The sequence below is a fragment of the Bacillus sp. FSL R5-0523 genome (assembly GCF_037975295.1).
Taxonomy (GTDB): domain Bacteria; phylum Bacillota; class Bacilli; order Bacillales; family Bacillaceae; genus Bacillus; species Bacillus subtilis.
In genome coordinates this window covers 1790430-1813442 of the sequence record NZ_CP150251.1, presented here as the reverse complement: position 1 = coordinate 1813442, position 23013 = coordinate 1790430, and the positions used below count along the sequence as shown (strand labels likewise).

The 23013-nt window shown below is 46.7% G+C and carries 2 protein-coding genes (1 of these 2 cut by a window edge); both read right to left on the bottom strand.

All coding sequences use genetic code 11. The annotated features are described in order from the left end of the window. Window positions 1-7895, bottom strand: partial view of a polyketide synthase PksL gene (gene pksL, locus NYE53_RS09260; protein ID WP_339248315.1) — the 5' portion only. Its footprint begins 5734 nt before the window's first position; 7895 of the gene's 13629 nt are visible here — the first part of the coding sequence; the start codon lies at window positions 7893-7895; its stop codon lies beyond the left edge, outside the window. Continuing rightward, window positions 7879-23013, bottom strand: coding sequence for a polyketide synthase PksJ (gene pksJ, locus NYE53_RS09255; protein WP_339248313.1), 15135 nt, complete (start codon window positions 23011-23013; stop codon window positions 7879-7881). The genes pksL and pksJ overlap by 17 nt, the downstream gene beginning before the upstream one ends.

The window sequence follows — 23013 nt, the reverse complement described above, 5'->3', positions numbered from 1 at the left end:
ATGAATGCTTCGTCTGGATCAATCTCGTTTTGGTCCATGTACAGCACTTCCGCTAAGCCCGCTGTCAGTTCATCGCACAAGGTCTCCGCCGTGATCGTCTCTGTTTCTGTATCTGATGGAACCAGAGATGCTGTCCGCTCCAAACGATCCTGATTGGTCATTAAAGGCTGTAACGTAATATTGGCAGGCTTGCCGCTGGCTTCTCTGTCTACAGACGGCTTTGGAATGACGGGCTGTACTGGAGCGAATGGCTCCTCCGTTCTTTTTTTCTCAGCCTTTGCATTTACGTCTATCCAATAGCGATCTCTTGAGAAAGGATAGGCAGGTAAACTGATGCGCCGCGGTTTTTGATCCTGATATAGCGTGCTCCAGTCGATTCGCAAACCTCTTACCCACAGGTCTAAAACCTTCGCATATTTTCCTTTTTGCAGCCATGCCTCAATTGTTTTTGACATATCCTCATCAGCAGCAAAAGCAGCAATGGCTTCTTTGTTGCTCTTTACTTGTCCGCGATAGACATATTCACGATTTTCTGTTCCGGAGATACATTCATACAGCTTTTCTTCAAGCTCCTGCATCGTTTCCGCAACGAACGCCAGCCGTTCGTTCATCGCTTCCCGGCCGACTTGCAGCGTATAGGCAATTCGGTGTAAATCTGCTTCAACATATGTTTGTTCACGAATGGCATGCAGCAATCGCTCCGCGCGTTTCTGAAGTCTTTCCTCATTTTTTGCTGAGAGCACAATGACAGCCGGCTGTTTCCTCGCTGGTAAACGTTCCTCCACAGGTTCCGGAGCATACTCTTCTATTAAAATATGGGCGTTCACACCCCCGGCACCAAATGAAGAGACTCCTGCGATTCTCGGTAATTCGATGTCTTTGCCATTGACACTGATGATCGGCCTCTTCCACTCTTCTAGCTCTTGCTGTACTTTAAACGGCGAGTTAAGGAAATCAATATTCGGGTTCAGCACGTTTGAATGCAGGGAAGGCGCAAGCTGCCTGTATTTCATTTGGAGCAATACCTTCGTTACTCCTGCGATACCTGCCGCACTCTCACAGTGCCCGATATTTGATTTGGCTGACCCTATTGCACAAAATTGTTTGTCATCGGTTTCTTGCGTAAACACTTTGGACAGCCCTGTGATTTCAATAGGATCACCGAGAGAGGTTCCCGTGCCGTGGGCTTCGATGTAACTGACTGTCCGCGGATCAACCTTCGCTTCCACAAACGCCTTTTTGATGACATCTGCTTGGGCATTCGGATTGGGCACTGAGTACCCGTTTGTTTTTCCCCCGTGGTTAATGGCAGTCCCCTTAATGATTCCATAAATGTGATCACCATCTTCAACTGCTTTAGACAATGGCTTCAGAAGCACTGCTCCAACGCCTTCCCCTGGCACATAGCCGTCTCCGCCCTGTCCGAAGCTTTCACACCGGCCTTTGCTGGACATAAATTTGTTCTGCCCGAGCATCAAATATTTATTGGGATGGATTGACACATTCACGCCGCCCGCGAATGCCGCCTCACACTCTCCGCGCTGCAGGCTTTGGCAGGCCAAGTGGACAGCCGTTAAAGAAGAAGAACACATGGTGTCTAATGCAATACTCGGTCCGTGAAAATCAAAATAATAAGATACCCGGTTCGCGATGGATGATGGATTTCCCGTTAAAGCCAGAGACCTTCCCCGCACCTGCTCTTGTGCCCCGTACAGCTGATATTCTTCGTACATGACACCGACGTAAACACCGACGCTTCCGCCAAGCTCAGCATCACGCTTACGGCCGAGGTGCTCTCTTGTATAGCCTGCGTCTTCCATCGTTTCATACACGCACTGCAAAAATAAACGCTCTTGCGGGTCCATTAATTTTGCCTCACGCGGCGATATATGGAAAAACTGCGGATCAAACTTGTCTACATCCTTCAAGAAGCCTCCCCACTTGCTGTAGGTTTTTCCAGGCTTGTCTTTATCTTCATCATAATAAAGACTGTGATCCCAGCGGTCTGCAGGAATTTCAGTAATACAGTCTCGACCGTCTCTCAGGTTCTTCCACAATTCATTAATGTTGTCTGCCTGCGGATAGCGACCTGAGATACCGATGATCGCGATTTCTTCCGTTTCCTTCTCTCTTAACTGCTTCTGCTCTTTATCTTGCAAAGGAAGAAACCCAGACTTTCTTGGGGTAACTGGGATTTCTTGTTTTTCAGGTTCTGATTTTCTTCCAACAGAAGGTTTTCCCGTTTCAAATCCCAAGATGTCCAGCAGTTTTTCTCTGCGGGAATCAATAAAATACCGTGTTAATGAGCGAATATCCTGATATTCAAAGAACAACGTCTTGGACAAAGAACCGAATCCTTTTTCTAATTGACCCGTTACATGCATGATCATGATAGAATCGATCCCGTAATCCTCGAGAGGAGCTTCAGCATCAATCTGGCCGGCTGGCAGCTTAATCACCGAAGAAAGCACCTGTTTAAAATAGTTCTCCGCTTTTTCTCTTAGTATCTCTTCATCAATTTCCCCGATCATGTCTGCTTTTTCTGCCTCCTGATTGAGACTGCTTTTTTTGATATTGTGAGATTGGCCTTTGCCATGTCCCGTTTCATGTAAAAATGCACGAATCCGATCAGTAACACCGGAAGCAACTAACACTTGCGGCTTTCCTGACGTCCAGCCATGATATAGCGCCTGAATCCCACGATCTGTTTCCATGGCCACCATGCCTGTTTCTCTTTTCAGCATCCTTGCAGTTTCCGCATCAATTTGCATGCCCCCGTCTTTCCACAGCGGCCAGCACACTGAAAGAGTTTTTCCGTAACGCTTGTGCAGCTCTGCTTGGCCATTTCGATATTCGCTGAATGCATTCATAAATGCATTGGCCATTGCGTAATCAGCCTGTCCCGCGCTTCCTACTGCTCCGGCACCTGAGGAAAAAAGGATAAAGAAATCGAGCGGAATATCTTTCGTTGCTTCGTCAAGGTGAATCAGTCCTGCTACCTTCGGAGCAAGAACGGCTTGAACCTCTTCTTTCTTTTTCTTCATAATGAAATTATCTTTTATTAAACCGGCGCTGTGAATGATGCCATCTAAGTCTCCATAAACGTTTTGGGTTTCTTTTAATAAGGCATCAACCGTTTGTTTGTCAGCCAGATCAGCTTGTCTGTAAATCGCTTGGATGCCAAGTTTCTGTAAGGCTTTAAGCTTCTTCTTCTTCCTTTCATCAAGCGGAGAGCGTCCTGTCAGGATCACAACCGCGTCATTCGTTTGGTTTGCGATTTCAGTTGCAAAGATGAATCCAAGACCGCCTGCACCGCCTGTGATCAGATACACGCCTTTATCCTTCCATGGCATGTCAGCTCTTAGGTGCTCACCAGACACTTCTTTCCACTTGCTTACAAATCGCTTCCCTTGCCAGTGGCGGATATGCGTGTCACGCGGATAGCGTCTGTTTTCCTCCAATATTTCGAATAGGTCACCAGCTGACATCCCGGTCTCTATTTCGATCAACTGTCCTGTCAGTTTTGGATTTTCCAGTTCAGCCGTTTTGAGCAATCCAGTTAAGCCGCTTAATAGCTGAGGCTCATCCAAGGCAGGCACCGCCACTTGAATGAATGTATGTCCCCCTGTTTTTGAGTGCATTAGCTGTTTGATTTCTTCAAATAACTGTATGGCATAACCTTCAAACCGTTCATCAATTGTCTCTGTATCATGCTGCAGAACTGTACAGTCAAGATGATTTTGGAGGCTTTCCATTTGTTCTCCAACATCACAGACAACGACTTTATGCGTGTCGTACTCTATGAGCTCTTGCCTCTCTGCAGCACGTTCTTCCCAAATATGTTCGAACAATAGCGTGTCAGTCGCTTCAGAAGGATCTTCTTGACCTGTTTCTAACACTCTTGCAGAATAGCCCGTCAATCGCACGCAAACCTGCCCCTCTTCATTGCATAAATCGATATCAAGCTTCTGCATACGATCCCCGGCTGTACTGCCCTCGCTATATGTGATCCGCGCCCACATAGATGCCTCGCAGCCTTTGAAGATTTGGACATCCTGTATGGCAAAAGGCAGCATTGCCTTTCTGTCTTCTAAACTCGTAGCTCCTCCCAGCCTCAAACCGATAGATGCTTGAAATGCCGAATCTATCATGCTCGGATGCAGAATATAATGGTCTTCTGTATCAGAGATTACAGGAGGCATCGTCAATTTCACTAGAACTCCGTTTTCGCCGGCATATAGGCTGTCGATCGCTCTGTGGCTGTCACCATAATGAATACCCATTTCTGTATAAGCCTCGTAGCAATCAAAAGGTGACAGCGTCCGGCCATTATAGCTTGCCTTCAATTCTTCAATGTTGATAACCGGATTTTCACCAGCCTCACAAAGCACTGCACTCCCTTGCCCATATACAATCGGCGACTCCTCTGCGCTTTCAGGGTCCCGGCAGATTTCAAATGTAATCTCACCATTCTCCTCAGGATATAGACGTACATCGATATCTTTCTGCTGTTCCGTGACGGCGAACGGCCGGACCCAGACGATATTCCGGAGCCGGAATCCTGTCGGGAACTGATCCGCAGCTGCCCTTTCCACAGCTGCCCGAACCATCTCCAATAAAGCTGCGCCAGGTAAAACGTGTTCGCCCTTTATGACATGATCCTTCAAGAAAAATTCACGTCCTGTAAACGCTGAACGGAAGCGGACCCCCGATATGTCGGACACATTTTGATGCAGAAGAGGATGCAGGATGTGCCGCTCCTGTTTTGAACGATCAGTCTTTTTCTCCGCTTTCGGCACCCAATAACGCACCCTCTCAAATGGGTAAGTCGGCAGGCTGATCCGCTTTGGTTTGTTTCCCTCGTAAAGCAGCTTCCAGTCAACACCAGATCCGTTCGCCCACTGCTCCGCAATTTGATCAAGTTTTCTTTGCTCCAGCAATTTATGTACCGATACGGCGGGACGCGATGCTTCGCTTCCTCTTGACACGCGGCCTTTCCAGCAATGCTGAATGGTTTTTTGTCCTTCTATAAAAGCCTTCAATTGGTCGCTTAATTCTTGAATTCCGGATGCTAAGAAAGAAACCCGTTCTTCCATTGGTTCACGGCCTACCTGCAATGTATACGCCAAATCTCTAATCTGAATCCCATCATGAAGAAAATCCAAGAGACGTTTTACATATACACGGAGACGTTCTTGATTACGGGCAGAAAGCGGAATAACTGCGGATATGTCAGAATCTGAGGACAAAGAAACGTCCTGCTCCGCTGTTTGAGGAATATATTCCTCAAGGATAATATGTGCGTTTGAACCAGTTGCTCCGAAGGAACTGATACCAGCCCGCCGCGGATAAGGGACCTCTTCCCCATTCTCCTTGATAACAGGCTGCTTCCACGTTTCTGTTTTATGCTGTACATAAAATGGAGACTTTTCAAAATCAACGTACGGATTCAGTTCTTCCGAATGCAAAGAAGGCACAAGTTTTTGATGGTGAAGCTGAAGGGCAACCTTGCTTAAACCGCTGATCCCCGCGGCGGATTCGGCGTGCCCAATGTTTGACTTTACAGAACCGATTGAACAGAACTGCCGATCCTGCGTATATTGGCGGAACGCTTTCACTAATCCCTGTATTTCGATCGGGTCTCCTAAGGACGTGCCGGTACCATGGGCTTCCACATAACTGATCGTCCGCGGATCGATTCCCGTTTTCTCCAAGCATGTCTCAATCAGATCAGCTTGAGAAACAGGGCTCGGCACTGAAATGCCGCTTACAGTGCCCACATGATTCACAGCACTTCCTTTAATAACTGCATAAATGCGATCTCCGTCTTCCTCTGCCTGGCGCAAAGGCTTTAATAAAACCGCGCCTATACCCTCGGCAGGCACATAACCGTCTCCATCCTTTCCAAACGTACGGCAGTGTCCGTCAGTGGAAAACATATCCCAGACCCCATATGTCATATATTTATTCGGGTGCAAAGACAGGTTCACGCCGCCTGCTAACGCAACATCACACTCACCGTGACGTATGCTTTCCAACGCCAAGTGCACTGCGGTCAAAGAGGATGAACATACCGTATCGACAGCCATACTCGGACCGTGGAAATTACAAAAGTAAGAAACACGGTTGGCGATTTGCGCATAGTTGAGCGAAAGAGGAAACACATTTTCTGCTGATGCTTCTTCAGCTCCGACTAATGTATAATCCTTGTGCATGACACCGGCAAAAACTCCTACATGTTGCCTTTTATTTCGTCCTTTAGGCTTGGCCAACGTCTTTGGCGTATAGCCCGCATCTTCAATCGTTTCCCAGCATGTTTCTAAAAACAGCCGCTCTTGTGGGTCCATTGTCTCCGCTTCTCTTGGCGTGATTCTGAAAAATTGAGGATCGAAGCAGTCGGGATCATCAATAAATCCTCCCCATTTGGAAATGTCCTTACCCGAAGGAGATGTGATTCCTTCAAGTCGCTGCCAATCCCAGCGCGACTCAGGAATCTCGCTAACGCAGTCCTTCCCCTCTTTCAGATTGTTCCAAAATTCATGAATATTGGCTGCCTTCGGATACCTGCCCGCCAAGCCGATAATCGCAATGTCGCCTGCTGCCTCAATAGGTGCAGGACGAGAAGCTTCAACAGTCTTATGGTCGTTTATGCTGTCGGAAACCCGTGCTCTTTCATTCTGGCCAAGAGAACCAGCGGCACAAAAATGCTCAGCATATTCCTCGGCAAGAAACGCTGACAGCTCCGCTATGGTGGTATGCTCAAACAGAAGAGTCGGCGAAAGGCTCTCACCGATCTTATCACTGATCGTTTCTACCACCTCAAGCAAGCCCGATGAATTCAGTCCCATTTGGTAATAACCGACATGTTTTTCAACTTGTTCTACCGGCTTATTGATTTTCTCTGCGATTAATTGGCTTACGAACTGTTCAGCCCCACTAAAGGAATTAACGGGAGAAGATACCATGTCAGCAGGTTTATCACGCTCAGCATTGTCCGCTCTTGTCATCTGTGTCTCCTGTGCATCTTGATGTTTTCCGCTAATCAGCTCCGCTTCTCGCACCAATTTGCTTGTAAAGTTTTTCAACTCAGCCACTTTTTCTCCCGACGCATTAAAAAATTCAAGTGTTACATAAATCAGCTCTTTTTCCCGCCGGACGGAGGAGCGCTTAATTCTTGTCATGCAATCCGTTTGCAAAAGTGCAGAAGCTGAAAAGGATTCATAGAACAGAGGCAAATACAGCCTCTGTTCTCCTTTAAGCAAAGATGTGAGCAAATGATTGGCACCCACCCCGCTCCCGTCTATGAGAGTCGGGTGAAACATAAAGCCTTCTGCGTGAAGCATGGCTTCCGAACCGAGAGAAAGCTCAAGAAGGACGCCGTCTTCCTCTTCATAGATGCAGCCACTTGCTTTCATATATTCGCTGTGCACCAATTCCTGACGTCTGCATTGTTCATATACATCATCAAGCTGAACAACGTTCTGTGCAGATGCTTTGATTTGACTGAGATCCAGTGTTTCTTCAAATATGGCTGGGGAGTCTGCGTGCATGTCAGCCTTCATATAGAGCTTTTCTTCTGAAGCTTCTTTCCCATCACGTTTTTCAATTCCCTTGGCTGTGATTTGCCACTGTCCTTCTTTTTTCTCCGCGCATTGGATATTCAAAACAATTACTGCATCCTGTTCCGCCGTCAATGGCTGATAGATGGATAAATTCCGCAGCTGAAGCTCTGAGCAGGAGAAACCGTGTTCTCTGAATATCTGGTAGATTATATCGATATAAGCCAATCCCGGCAGGACATTTTGTCCGTAAACCACATGGTGATAAATAAACGGATTTTTTAACGATAATGTGAGTTGTTTCGTTATCTTTTTCACGTTAGACCTCCACCTCATAAGTATCCCATATGTTTGCCGCAGTCATTTTTGAAGTCTCCGCTTCCAGCTTTGGCTCGCCTGGCGAAAGCATTCGTTTCTTTAATTGAGGAGGCGATATTGGACTGCGCTTGATGGCGTGTTTTTCATCTTTTTCCCACGCCTCTACGATGACATGGGCATTCGTCCCCCCATCGGCAAAGCAGTTAATAGCCGCAGTAGGCTGCGAATCTGTCCATTTTTCCAGGGCTCGGCTGAACGTGATGTTCGCTTTCTGTTGATCGAAATGCGCCATCTCTTTTTCACCTGATAAAAATGGGACAAAGCGGCGCTCTTTCAGCATCAGCACAACCTTAATGAAGCTGGCGATCCCTTCAGCACATAGCGGATGCCCGATGTTCGGCTTGATTGAGCCAAGAGAAAGAGGCGATGAGTGCCCAGAACGGTACACTGATTGGATCGCTTTTAGCTCAAGGAGATCGGTTACGATTGAACCTGACCCGTTTGCCTCAAGGTAGCTGATGTCCTCTGGTTTTTTTCCGCTTTTGAAAAGCGCATCTTTCATGACTTCCTTTTGCGCCTCAAGATTAGGTGTTGCAGGCCCCGCCGTTCTTCCGTCATTATTGACCGAGGCCGCTTTCACGACAGCATATATGGTATCTCCGTCTTCCAGTGCCTGTTTTACGGTTTTTAGCATAACCATTCCGACGCCTTCACCTAACACAACTCCGTCAGCACGCTCATCAAACACATGGAAGGATGAATGCTTGCTTAAAATGCCGCGCCGGTCAAACAGCCTGTGAGAGGCATCTGAGCTCAGCAAACTGACACCGCCGACTATGGCGGATTGAATATCTCCGCCACGCAGCGCCTGAATGGCCATATTCATTCCGACCAAAGCTGACGAGCATGCGGTATCAACTACAACACTCGGGCCGCGGACATCAAAAAATTGTGAAAGATTAGCCGCTAAATAATTTTGGCCGACTGTCACGATCGGATTCTTGGCATGATCAAGGCTGGCTTCATCAGGTTTGTGCTGGCTTCTGCCTCCGATATAAACACCGACGGGCTTGCCCTTTATTTCCTCAGGTGTATAACCGGCGTGATACAAGAGTTTCAGACACTCTTCCAACACGAGCAGTGCTTGCGGATCCATCGCCCTTACGTCTTCTTCGTGAAGCAAAAAGAAATCAGGATCAAAATAGCTGACGCCATCAATCACGCCGGCATAATATGGCGTCTTACAGCCCCAACGCTCTGCCGGAATCGGGCCGATTGACGAACGCCCCTCGGATAGTAACGACCAATATGATTCCAATGTATCTGCTCCAGGGAATCGGCAAGAGAGTCCGACAACGGCAATACCTTCTGCATGAGAGTCCGGTGACAAAATCGCTGGCGCCTGAATCTGAGGTGTAAGAGCTCGATCCTCCGCAGGAACAGATACCTCCGCCTCTATTTTGTTCTCCAAAGGTGCTGATGCATCCGATATCCTGCCTCCGAATAAAGCGGACAGCCTTTCGGAATAAGAACCGATCAGCCAATCTGTGAATCTTTGAATTGTCGGGTATTCATATAGAATCGATGGATCGAGCGCTGCCTCTAATTTGCGGTTTATACGCTGGAGCACCTGTGCCAAAATGATCGAATCCACGCCATAATCCTGAAACAACCCGTCAATCTCGAAGTCTTCACGATCTATTCTCAGCTCTTCGGTAAACAGATCAACAAGCCAGGACTGTGTTTCAGATAATAACCCATCACATTTGGAAACTTCATCGGCCTCTTCAATGTCTCTGGCTGGCGGGCTCTGTAAAGCAGCTTCCTGCAAACCGCCCTCATGCGGTTTCCTCCTCTTCATCAGCAGTTCCGGCTCCCAGTTTGTTTGATTCGCCATCGCAGGGAGAACAACCGGTCCGAACATTTTCGATACAATTTGATCTAGAAAACGTAAGCCTTCTGAATTCGTAATGCTCAAAAAGCCGCTTTCCCGATACGCTTGATTTGTCACTTCACCCATACCGGTTTCTTTCCAGTTCGGCCACTGAACACTGATGATCGGCGCATGTTTCTGATGTGCTTCTGCAAAATAATCCATATAGCTATTGGCCATCGCATAGTCAGCTTGTCCCGCCGAAAGCTCCGGAATAATGGCTGAAACAGAAGAAAATAAGACAAAAAACTGTAAAGGCTCGTTACACACATGGCGATATAACGTTGTAAGACCTGACACCTTAGGTTCCATCACCCGCTGAATATCATCTGAAGTTTTTCGGATAAATGCCAGCGTATCCATATCCGTCAGACCTGCACAATGAATGACACCGCCAATCGGTCCTAATGTTCGCTTGATATGTTGCAGCGTTTGCTCAACCTGAGCATCATCAGATAACGTCAGCGACAGCATCTCCACCTGTACACCCTTCGCTTCCAGCTCCCGCACTGCCTGGATTTTCTGGGCAACTGATGTGTTCGAGGTGTCAAAACGAGTCCATTCCTCTCGCGGAGGAAGCTGTTCTCGTCCGGTCAGCACCAGTTTTTTCACTCCATAGCACTCTGCAAAATGACGGGCGCATAATAGTCCGATGCCTCGTGTGCCGCCTGTAATGAGAAGCACATGATCTTTCGGGAAGACCGCGCTCTGTTCCGTGGCCTTACCTGTTTCCGGATGAGCTTTTAGAAAAGCTTGATACCGTAAACCATCTCTGTAGCAAACCTCGGCATCATGAGAATCGGAATAAAACTCATCAGCGATCAACTTCGCGAGACGGCGATGATCAGTAACCTCCTCAGCATCCATATGCCTTGATATAAGATGGCTGTACTCGCATTGGAGCATTCGATACAACCCAGCCCGTGACGCGCCAGCCATCCGGACAGATGTGTTTTGAAACGATTCGAGCCCCTTCGTCACACAAAGCAGCCTGAGTCCCTCTTTATGCCCGAATTCAACCAGTCTTTGCACCCATTCAATCCAATCAAGCCGGGCCTCATCATCCTTACCGCATCCGATGACATCCACTAGGCCGTCAAACTCTTTCCAATCAATGTCTGACTGATCATTTTCTATCCGGCTCACATCTATTAAGAGATGATTCGGAAAATACGAAGACACTTCTGCTGCTAAATCTGCTGTCTCTTGATTGCTCAAAATGGCAACAGTTCTTGTCCCCGGCACTGCTGAGCCAATTGGACTCAAACTCCATTGTTTCGTCAAAAAGCATGCGGCGCGATCTTCAATCGCATTAACCAGTTCTTTTTTGTCTCTTTCTGAATGTTCCTTTGCCGGCACCCAATAGTGATCCTTCGCAAACGGATATGAAGGGAGGCTGATCAGGCGCGGTTTGGTCTCTCCGTATAATGTGTTCCACTGGATTGAGACCCCTTTGACCCATAAATCAGCAAGTTTGGCGTATTTTCTTTTTCTGATCCAAGCATCAAGTGCCAACGCCATATCTTCATCTGCTGTAAAAATAGTCTGGGTCTCTTTATTTCGATGAGACTGTCCCCGGAAAAATTCGTCTGTTTCTTCCTTACCGTCAACAAACGCCTGCAGGTTCTTTTCAAGTTCCTGCATCGTCCCCGCAACACACGCCAGACGCTCATCCATTTCTTCGCGCCCGACTTGCAGGGTGTAAGCGATGCGGTGCAAATCCTGATCTGTATATTTTTTATTGCGAATCGCCTCAAGCAATTGCGAAGCACGATCCATCAGCCTGCTTTTATTTTTAGCCGACAGCACCATTACGTTTGGCTGTTCTGTAGCCGTGTGTTCTGAATTGGCTTTTGGCATATATTCTTCAACCACAATATGCGCGTTTACTCCGCCAATCCCAAACGAACTGATTCCCGCACGGCGCGGAAGCTCGTTTCCGTCACGATCTGTGACAGACTTCCATTCCTGTTTTTCCTGAACGATATAAAACGGACTGTCAGTCAGCTGAAGATAAGGGTTAAGCGTCTCGCAATGCAGGCTTTTCACTAACGTTTTATGCTTCATTTGCAAAAGCACCTTGATCAAACCGGAAATACCTGCTGCTAGCTCTAAATGACCGATATTGCTTTTAACTGAGCCGATGCCGCAACGGTGATCCGAAACATCCGGCTGGCTCTCGCCTCTCATATTTGATAGTTCCTTAAACGCGGCTTTCAGCCCATTTATTTCAATCGGATCGCCCAATTCCGTCCCTGTTCCGTGTGCTTCGATATATGTGACAGTGCTTGGATCTATGCCTGCTTGGCGATATGCACGCACCAACAAATCAGCTTGTGCTTTCGGATTAGGCGATGTCAGGGTATTGGCTCTTCCGCCGTGATTTTCCGCTGTCCCCCGAATAACGCCGTAAATATGATTTCCGTCGCGCTCGGCATCTTCCAGCTTTTTCAACATGACCATTCCGACCCCTTCGCCTCTGACATAGCCATTCGCATCGGCAGAGAAGGATTTACACCTGCCGTCTTTGCTGAGCATCCCCGCCTTGCTGTAGCTAATATGCGCCTCCTCGGTTAAGATCGTATTCACGCCTCCAGCGATCGCCATCTCACAATCACCGTTTTGCATCGCAGTCACAGCACGGTGAATGGCTACAAGAGAACTGGAACAAGCCGTCTCTACTGGCTCGCTCGGACCATGAATATTTAAAAAATAACTCATTCTATTCGGGCCTACCGAAGGAATCATATGACCTGTAGCAGCATGGCCTTCAATTGGAAGATTCGCTCTATGGAATAGATCTTTATAACCGGTGTTTCCCGTACCGATAAAGATACCAGTCCCTGTACCCGAAAGGCTTTGCGGCGAGCAACCCGCATCTTCCAGTGCCTTCCACACGTATGTCATTAACAAGCGCTGCTGAGGGTCTACATAATCAGCTTCTCGCGGCGAAATACCAAAAAACAACGGATCAAACTCTGCGACACCATCAATAAACCCGCCCCATTTGATGTCGGTTTTATTGACGTCAGTGTCTGGGTTTCCATAATGCTCCCGCCAATCCCATCGATCTTTTGGAACTTCTGTGATGCTGTCTTTTCCTTCTTCTAGGTTTTTCCAAAATTCGTCTATATCCATAGCGCCAGGGAATCGGCCGCTGATGCCGACAATTGCAACCGGCTCAAAATCGGCAGCCTGCTTTTTGTTTCTTTCTGCTTTTGCAATAATAGGCTGTGTAAAGCGGCGCTTTCTACGTGATGTGATTTTCGGCGCTTCAGATGATTTTGTCTGTAACTCTTCCTGCCCCTCTGATTTTTCGAGCTCCTGAACCAGGGTGTCCTCATGTTCAGCAGTCAAATACTCAGCCAGGCTTTGGATGTTTCCATATTCAAAGAAAATGGTCGGCGTTAGCTCCAACTGAAATTCTTCGTTGATCTTGTTTGTAAAGGCCGTAAATGTAACGGAATCAAATCCGTATTCACTCAGCTCTGTATTGACATCAATATCGTCACTATTTACTTTTAAAATTGCACTGACCATGTTGCTTAATGATGCCTCCAGGCTGTTTAAACTGTGCAATGAGTTTGTTCTTTCATCTATGCCTTTAGCAGTAGCATCTTGATTCCATTCGCCCTGATACGCAGCAACTACATATTCAGCCAGGCTTTGGACGCTGCCATATTCAAAGAAAATGGTCGGTGTTAGCTCCAACTGAAATTTTTCGTTGATCTTGTTTGTAAAGACAGTGAATGTAACTGAGTCGAATCCGTACTCACTCAGCTCTGTGTTGACATCGATATCGTCAGTGTTTACTTTCAAAAGTGCGCCAACCATCTGGATTAAGGCTGCTTCCAATTTTCTAGTTTGTCCTTGATCCTGATCCGCCTTTCTCTGATCGTTCCGCTTGGCTTTCGATCCTGCGGAAAGCAGTTTTTGCTTCATTTTCTGAAGCTGTCCTTCCATCACAAAAACTTGCGGCTTATCAGATACTATCCCTTGATAAAATGCTTTCAAGCCACTATCTGTCGGCATCGGGACCATTCCCGTCGTTTTCAGCATTCTCTTTTCATCTTCAGCGCCGACTTGCATACCGCCTTCTTCCCATAACGGCCAATTGAAGGAAATGGTGGAGCCGAATCTCTTTTTTGATGCCGCAAGAGAACGGCGGTATTCAGCAAATGCATCCATAAACGAATTGGCTGCCGCATAATCGGCTTGTCCAGCGTTTCCTAAACATCCCGAAACAGATGAGAAGAAAATGAAAAAGTCCAATGGGAAATCCTTGCTGCATTCGTCTACATGTAACAACCCGCTCACTTTTGGCTGCAATACTTCTTGAAACTCTTCATTCGTTTTATGAATGATGAAGTGATCTTTAATGCTGCCTGCACCGTGAATAATTCCATTGAGAGTGCCATATCTTTCTTTGATTTCCTCAAAAAGATGACGAACCGCATGCTGATCACTTACATCAGCCTCTCGATAGACAACCTCCGCTCCGATGCTTCGAAGAGCCTCCAGCTCGTTTTCCTTATCCTCACTTAAAACAGATCGTCCCGTCAGCACAATAGTAGACCGGCCAGTTCGCTTGGCAATTTCCTTTGCAAACAGAAGGCCTAAGCTTCCTGCTCCGCCTGTGATTAGATAAACGCCTTCGTCTCTCCACGGCATGTGAAGCGTATCAGCTGAAGGAAGCACCATTTCCCTCCAGCCTTTCACAAAACGGTGTCCTGCCTCATATCGAATCTGTTTGTCAAATGGTCTCCGGCTGTCGTCTTTCAGCTTGAGGTGAAGGTCTATCATCTCTTCAGGTTTCTCAATTTCGATGACCTGAGCAGTCAGTTTGCTGAACTCTATTTCTGCTGTTTTAAACAGACCAGAAACGCCGGCAAACAATTGCTTCTCTTTTTCCAGCGGAACAATCGCTTGAATGATGATACGGCCTGCAGAAAGCTCACGGAGCTTGCCTTGCAGGAGTTCAAAAATGTTCTGCGTGTAACATTGATAACGTTCAGCAATATGTCCTTCAGCTTCATTCAGAGTAATCACACGGACATCTTTCATGTGGGAGGCAATGCTGTCTGTGACACTTCGTTCAGTTTCGAAGAGAACAATGATATGCTCCGTGTACGAAGGATCTTCGTCCTCTCGTTCTTCATTCGGTTTTTCCCACACCGGTTCAAGCATTAAGCGTTCGTGCCGTGATGAAGGCTTTGAAGGATGAACCTCTCCTTCTAATACTCTTGTTGAGAATCCTTTGATCCTGACACATACGTTTCCAATCTCGTCAATGACATCGATATCCGCTTTCTGGACACCCCCTCCGGAGCGGTCGCTGTCACTTAAGCGAGCATAAGCCCACATAGAAGACGAACAGCCTTTGATCACCTCAAGCTCTTCAAGCGCAAATGGCAAAATCAGCTTTTGATCCGCTAATTCCTGCATGATGCATATCGTTGCTGTCTGCAAGGCGGAGTCCATGATACATGGGTGCAGCACAAACTGTTCATTCGTTCCAGAAACGATTTCCGGAAGCTGCAGCTGCGCCAAAACCTCTCTGTTTCCTATATTCACATTCTTAATTCCTTGAAAGGCCGGACCATGGAACATTCCTCTGCTTCTGCCTTCTTCGTAAAATTGATCAGGCGACATCTTTCCTTTGCCGCAGCGGCGTGACATTTCAGCGAGATCTGTGACTGGCGTTTCGGCGGCAGATGCCAGCTCCGCACTGCCTTGACTATGAATAACAGGGTCGTCCCCGTCTTCCTGTGTACTATAAATGTCAAAGGTGATTTTTCCATCTTCTTCAGGAAAGAGACTGATATCCACTTGAGCTGAATGTCTGTCAACCACAACAGGCTGAACCCAGACTGTATGATTCAATCTGATTCTGACATCTTGGCCAATTTCACTTCCTGCCGCCTGGTTTATAGCCGCGTACGCCATTTCAAGGTACGCAACACCAGGAAGCACAGGCTTTCCTCTTACCACATGGTCTCTCAGGAAAAATTCGTCACCAGTGAAAACCGAACTGAATTTCTGTTCAGAAAAATCAGATGTATTCTGATGAAGCAATGGATGAATAGTGCCGATCCCTGTCTGATTTCCGGATAGCTGCGCCACCGGTTTGCGGTCATCCCGCGACGGCCAGTATCGTTCCTTTGCAAATGGATAAGTCGGCAGACTCATTCTGTTTGGGCGCTCACCCTTGTAAAGCTGCATCCAATCTATATGCGCTCCCTTGCTCCACATTTCTGCAAGCTTGTTTACTTTTCCTTTGGCCATCCACTTACGTATGAGTTCAGCGCTGTCCTCATCCTCCGTCAGCCATGAAACCTCTCTGGCATTGTGCTTACTTCCTTGAAAACAGCCTTCAATCGCTGTATTTCCATTGGTAAAATCTGTAAGCCTCTGTTTTAACTCATTTACATGATCGGCAATAAAGACAATGCGATGCTCCATCGCTTCGCGCCCCACCTGAAGGGTATACGCAAAATCAGGCAGCTGGCTGTTCTCAAGCCCTCTTCTTTCTAAATAGGCCAGAATGTCTTCTGCATACTCTTGCAGCCTCTCTTTATTTTTCGCCGAGATCGGGACGATGCAGGTTCCGTCTATCTTTCCCTTATCTGAATCCCTTTTGAATTGTTCAAAAATGGCATGGGTATTTGTCCCGCCAAGCCCGAACGAGCTAAGTGCAGCCCTGTGCGTTTTGATCTCACGGCTTAACGTTTTCTTTTGATCGACGACGTAAAAAGGAGAGCTGGCTAAGTCTGTATTTGGATTCGGCTCCTTATAATTGATACTCGGTGCAAGCTCTTGATGATAAAGACTCATCACGACCTTAATGCAGCCCGCAAGACCGGCGGCTGTATCTAAATGTCCGATATTGGTTTTCACCGACCCAATGCCGCAAAATTGCGTTTTATTTGTATATTGCCTGTAAACGTTTGTTAAAGCCGCCAGCTCGATCGGGTCCCCCAGCTTCGTTCCGGTCCCGTGTGCTTCTACATAGCAGATGGATTCAGGCTGTATCTTCGTTTGATTCATGACCTGTTGGACCACGTCAGCCTGGCCTTTAACGCTTGGAGCATAAAAGCCGACTTTGTCAGCGCCGTCGTTATTTACACCAATGCCTCTCAGCAAGGCATAGATATGATCCCCGTCCTTTACTGCATCAGCTGCTTTTTTCAGCAATACAACAGCAACGCCCTCACCGCCTATCATTCCGTCAGCTGAAGCGTCAAAAGCTTTAATATGTCCATCACTCGAAAAGTTCAGCCCCGGCTGATGCACATATCCGATATTTGACTCGGTATGCAGCGTTGCACCGCCAACTAAAGCATAATCAGATTCACCCGACAGCAGGCTTTTATAGGCAGAATGCAATCCAATCAGAGATGATGAGCAGTTGGCATGAACGAAATAGCTTGGCCCTCTCAGCCCGAGCTTATGAGAAATCATTGTCGGAATCGTCCCGCTCTGTGCAAGCACCCACGAAACATAGCCGTCCGGCGTCTCCAGGCTCTCTGTTGTATCTGAAGGCAGCAGCGCGCGATAAGAATTATTGCTTGCCGACATAAAAACACTGGTTTGCGGAATCTGTCTCGCAGCATAACCGGCATCTTCTATTGCTTTCCATGAATGAGTCAGCAGCATCCGAAGCTGAGGGTCCATAAATTCAGCGTCTTTAGGAGAGATTTGAAAGAAGCTTGGATCAAATCTGTCTTTCCCCTCAATTGAAGCTTTAGCCGGGACATAGTCGGCATTCTCCGCTATCTCCTTTGAAATGCCAAAGCGCTGAAGCTCTTCTTTATTGAAAAACGCAATGCTTTCCTTGCCGTCTCTGAGGTTCTCCCAAAATTCATCATGATTTTTTGCCCCTGGAAATTCACACGATATGCCAATAATCGCCACACTATCGTCATAATAGTCCGGGAGATCACTCATCTCGGTAGACTGATCTTCTATATGAGCTGCCGGTTCTGTCGGCATATGGTCACTTGCATCGCCCATTCGCTGTTCAGTGATGTACTGGCTGATATTTTTAATGGTTGAATACTCAAACAGGTCTGTGACAGAAAACTCACAGGATAGTTCATGTTTGATGCGATCAGCCACAGTGACCGCGAGAAGAGAATCCCCGCCCACATCGAAAAATCCGTCATCCCATTCAATGTCACTCGTTTTCAGCACTTCCTGCCAAATGGTAAAAACAGTATCCTGAATGTTCTTAGGAGAGGTCTGCCTTTGCTTTAGCTGCTCCCCTGATAAATCGATATTCTTAAGGCTGTTTCTATCTATCTTTCCGTTCGGAGTTAACGGCATATGATCAAGCTGAATAAAATAAGAAGGCACCATATAGGCAGGCAAAGCGTTTTTCACAAAATGACGCAGCTCTCTCGCTGTGAGAGAAGCATTTGCATGTTTAGCTGTATAATAGGCAGCTAGGTTATCCATATCTGCGACCACAACGCATTCCAGAATGCCAGGATGCTCACTAAGCCTGCTTTCAATATCACCAAGTTCAATACGGAATCCGCGGATTTTTACTTGATTATCGATGCGGCCTATATATTCAATTCGCCCTCCCGGAAGCCAGCGGGCCATGTCTCCCGTTCTATAAAGCTTAGACCCAGGCTCAAAAGGGTTGTCAATGAATCTCGAATCCGTTAATTCTTCCTTTTTGTAGTAGCCCTTCGCCACACCGTCTCCTGCAATGCACAGCTCACCCGGGACACCTGCCGGCACTGGCGCGAGCTGAGAATCCGTAATATAGATTTGTGTATTGGCGATTGGCCTTCCTATCGTGGCATGAGAGCATTCATCGTTAATGCGCTGAACCGCTGACCAGATAGTTGTTTCGGTTGGCCCGAACATATTCCAGGCTTCGCTGCCCGTATGCAGGAAATATTGTTTTAATGTCTCAGGCAATGCTTCGCCTCCGCATAAAATTTTCACGCTCTCTTCATTTTCCCAGCCTGAATAAAAGAGCATCTTCCACGTAGCAGGGGTTGCCTGCATCACTGTCGGTTTGATCGTGCGGATGTCCCGTTTCAGTTTTTCAACGTCTTTTGTATGCTCCGTTTGACAAATATAGCAGTGTGCGCCCTTTATTAAAGGCAAAAATAATTCCAGAGCTGCGATATCAAAACAGTAGGTTGTGACAGCAAGCATTTTATCCTCTGCCGTAAGACCTGGTGTTTCCCCCATCGAAACGAGAAAGTTTGTCAAAGCTTTATGCGGTATCATGACACCTTTTGGCTTTCCTGTGCTGCCGGATGTATAAATGACATATGCCAAGTTCTCTGGCGTGACAGTGCGTGTAAGCACTTTTCGATCAGAGGCTGTTTGAGCAATTTCATCCCAATCTTGATCTAAAAGAGCTGTTGTGACACCGTTCCAACTCAACGTATTTACTAATTCCGATGTCGTCAGTGTAATGAAAACTTCACTGTCCTCAAGCATGTATTCTAAGCGTTCAGCCGGATAGGACGGGTCTAGCGGCACATACGCTCCCCCAGCCTTGAGGATCGCTAATAAGCCCACTAGCATGTCCAGCGATCGATCCACATAGATCCCCGCCAGACGGTCAGGACCCACTCCATGCGCCTGCAAATAAATGGCCAGCTGTGTGCTTCTTTCATCAAGCTCCCGATACGTCAATGTTTGACCTTCATAGCTGACAGCCGCTCTATCAGGCGTCTTTTTCGCCTGCTGCTCAAACAACTCATGAAAAGTGATATATGGATACGTTTTTCCTGTGGCGTTCCATGTTTTGAGAATCATCTGCTTCTCTGCCTCAGGTAATAAAGAATACTCTTTTAAAGGCTGAGAAGGATTCAACATCGCCTGCTCTGTTACATAAACAAAATGGTCGAACATGGCGGATATAGAAGCCGCATCAAACAGCTCAGTATTGTACTTGATGTTCAGCTCCATTTTTTCTTCTGTTTCCCACAGTTCAAATACTAATTCGTATTCGCCCTCTTGGTGAATATACTCAACGAAATCGACAGAAAAGAAGTCAGCATAGTGGCTCAGCAAGCTTTGATAGCTTCCGGATTGAAGAAAATTCTGATAGAAAAAAGCGGTTTGAAATACCGGTGAACCTGCTTGACTGCGAGGAATATTCAGATCCCTCACCATTTTTGGAAAAGGATATGCTGCATGATCAAGCCCATCCAATATCGTTAATTGCAATTTTGATATAAAGCTAGAAAAAGTGTCTGCCGGGTTCAGCTCACTCCGAATCGGGAGCATATTGAGAAAATGTCCAATGGCATCATCAAATCTTTCTTCCGGCCTCACCATGGCCGGCATGCCGACGATCTGTTCCTTTTGGCCGGTGTAACGGCCAAGCAGCATCATATAGCAGCTTAAGAATACCGTCGTGACATTTACAGAATGCTCTTTCGCAAACGTTCTGACCTGATTCATGAAGCTGCTGGACAGCCGCCTGGTGTATGTATTCTCTCTAAACTCAGAATCGACTGAACTTGCGCTGACATTAGGCAGCTGAAGATTCGGCAAAGTTCCCGATAGCTGTTTCTGCCAATATGTACGGTGCTTCACACCGTCTTTGCCGGCAAGCATGTTTTTCTCCCATGCCGCAAAATCATGATAAATGACAGGAGAAACAGCTTTTTCCGGCTGCTGTCCTTTTAAAAGAAGCTGATAGGTATCAAACAGACTGCGTATAAATGTGACAGACGAAACTCCGTCAAAAATCAAATGGTGAATGACAACTAATAAAAAATGCTCTTGTTCAGATCTGGAAAAGCTCATGACACGCACTAACGGGCTGTTTTCCTTTACATACGGTTCCTTTACTTTCTTTCTAAGAAAAGCAGGAATATCAGACTCTTTCATACTTGAGATATTTTCTGTCTTGATTTCAATTGAAAGTGCTGGCTCATTTTTAAGAAATGGCACTCCGTCTTTCTCTTGGATGACGTGCTTTAAGATTGGGTGCTGATTCAATACAAGGCCGAAAGCCTGCTGTAATGTTTCATGGTGAAGCCCTGACGAAAATTTAAAACAGAGAGGTACGTGATATGCACTTTTTTCGGGTGACATTTTTTGCAATGTCCATAATCCTTTTTGAACCTCAGAAAGAGGCTGAAAAGTTGCCTGACTCCTTTCCGGTTCGGTTTTATATGTGTCAGTACCCTTATTTTGGTCAGCAGACAAGCTGCTGAGGTCTTCATGTTCTGATAGATAGCTGGCTAAGCGTTCAATTGTAGGATATTGATGTATCTCTCTGGCTGTTAGTTTGATATGGTAGTTTTTCTCGATCGATCGAATGAGCTTCATCATCTTGATAGAATTCACACCAAGACTTTGGATATTTGCATTTGGCTCCACCCAATCGCGGGAAACGTGCAGCTCCTCAGTCAAACAGGTGAGCAGATGCTTCTGTATTTCTTCCCTTACTCTTTTCACCTGGTCTGCTTGCTGTATCTCCTCATCCTGGACTGCATCGTTCATCCGATTGGGTTTATGTAGCAAGTGGTCGAACTCTCCATTTTCAAATGAAGTTTTTAGCTGGGTGCGCTGGATCTTTCCGATAGCCGTTTTTGGAATCTCTTCTTTTTGTACAGGCAGCAAATATTCCGGGGTGACTCCGATCACCTGTGAGACATGGGATTGTATGTTTCTAAGAAGCTGAGACATCTGCTCATCATTTAATTTTGCGGAAGTAACAAAGAAGATAGCCAGCTGATCTGTTGAATTCTGGCCCAGACGGACAGCGCAAGCAGCAGTATAAGAAGTTTCAATTTCAGATAATTCTTCAACTGCAGACTCAATTGCATGACTGTAATAATTAATGCCGTTAATGATAATTGCATCTTTCGTACGGCCTGTTATGGTTAAGCGCCCGTTTCGCAAAAAGCCAAGATCTCCGGTTTCAAACCAGCCGTCTTCTGTAAACACACTCTCATTCAAATCAGGCCGCTGGTAATAACCGCTAGTAACAGAAAGACCCGAGACTTGAAAACGGCCGATCTCGCCCTCTTCAACCAATTCATTATGGTCATTCACAATTCTCATAGAGAAGCCGGGGATAGGAGAGCCTATTTCAACAAAATGATCATCATCACTTGTTCCAGCCCGGGTAAATTCATGAGAAAAAATAACACCCGATGAAGTTTCGGACATTCCCCATGCAGGTCGGATGGCGTCAGCAGGCAGTCCATGTGGTTCTAAAAGCGCAAGTATTCTGCGCCCTACCTTGGCTACCATTGCTTCACCGCCATTGAGCATGTATCGCATTGAAGACAGATTCCATTTCCTATCTTTTATTTCTTCTGCAAAATCAGTAACCAGACCAAACGCAAAATTCGGCGCCCACGTAACAGAAGCTCGGTAATGATCAATCCAATCCAGCCATTTTAACGGCTCCATTAAGATTGTTTCACTTGAGACGTTAATTTCCTGACAGCCAAGATAAACATCCCGCAAATGCAGCATTCCGATTCCTCCGACATGGTCAAACGGCATCCAGTTAAACGTAATATCCTCTCTGGTGAAGCCTTGCATTTGAATAATCCCTTTCACCATGCTCATAATATTACGATGATTAAGCATAACTGCTTTGGGCGTTCCCGTACTGCCTGAAGTCAGCAATAAAAGCGCTAAGTCTTCGGGACTGGATTGATGCCAATCTGTGTCCGCTTCAGCGCTGAGCAGATCCTCTACAGCAATTGCCCTGAACCCTTCAAGCCCTTGTTCTTTTGCCCAATCGAGCATTTCCTGGTGCATCCCCCGATCCGTAATCACCGCCGGCTTGTCAAGAAGCGTCCATGCGTCTTTCAGCTTTTGGGTGCCGCTGCTCGATTCAGCATACGTTGGCGGAACGGCTAACGGAGCCGGAACAATCCCTGTTAACACGCACCCCCAGAACGCAGGGAGAAGCTGTGAATTGTCACCAAGCTGCAAAATCACGTTTTGTTTTGCTTTCAGGCCTGATTGGCGAAGCCCCTTCGCAATGCGCAGTCCATCATCCCATAATTGTCTGTATGATTGGTAAACTTCAGTTCCATCCGGCTGCAAATAAATGATTCCCTTTGTATCCCCAAGCTCCGCCGCCGTTCTGTATAAAACTTCAGGTATTGTTGCCGGCTGCTTTTCAGATATATGTAAAGGCTCACCATGACTGACAGAAGGATTAGCCAATATGCGGATATTATCATTATTTCTCAT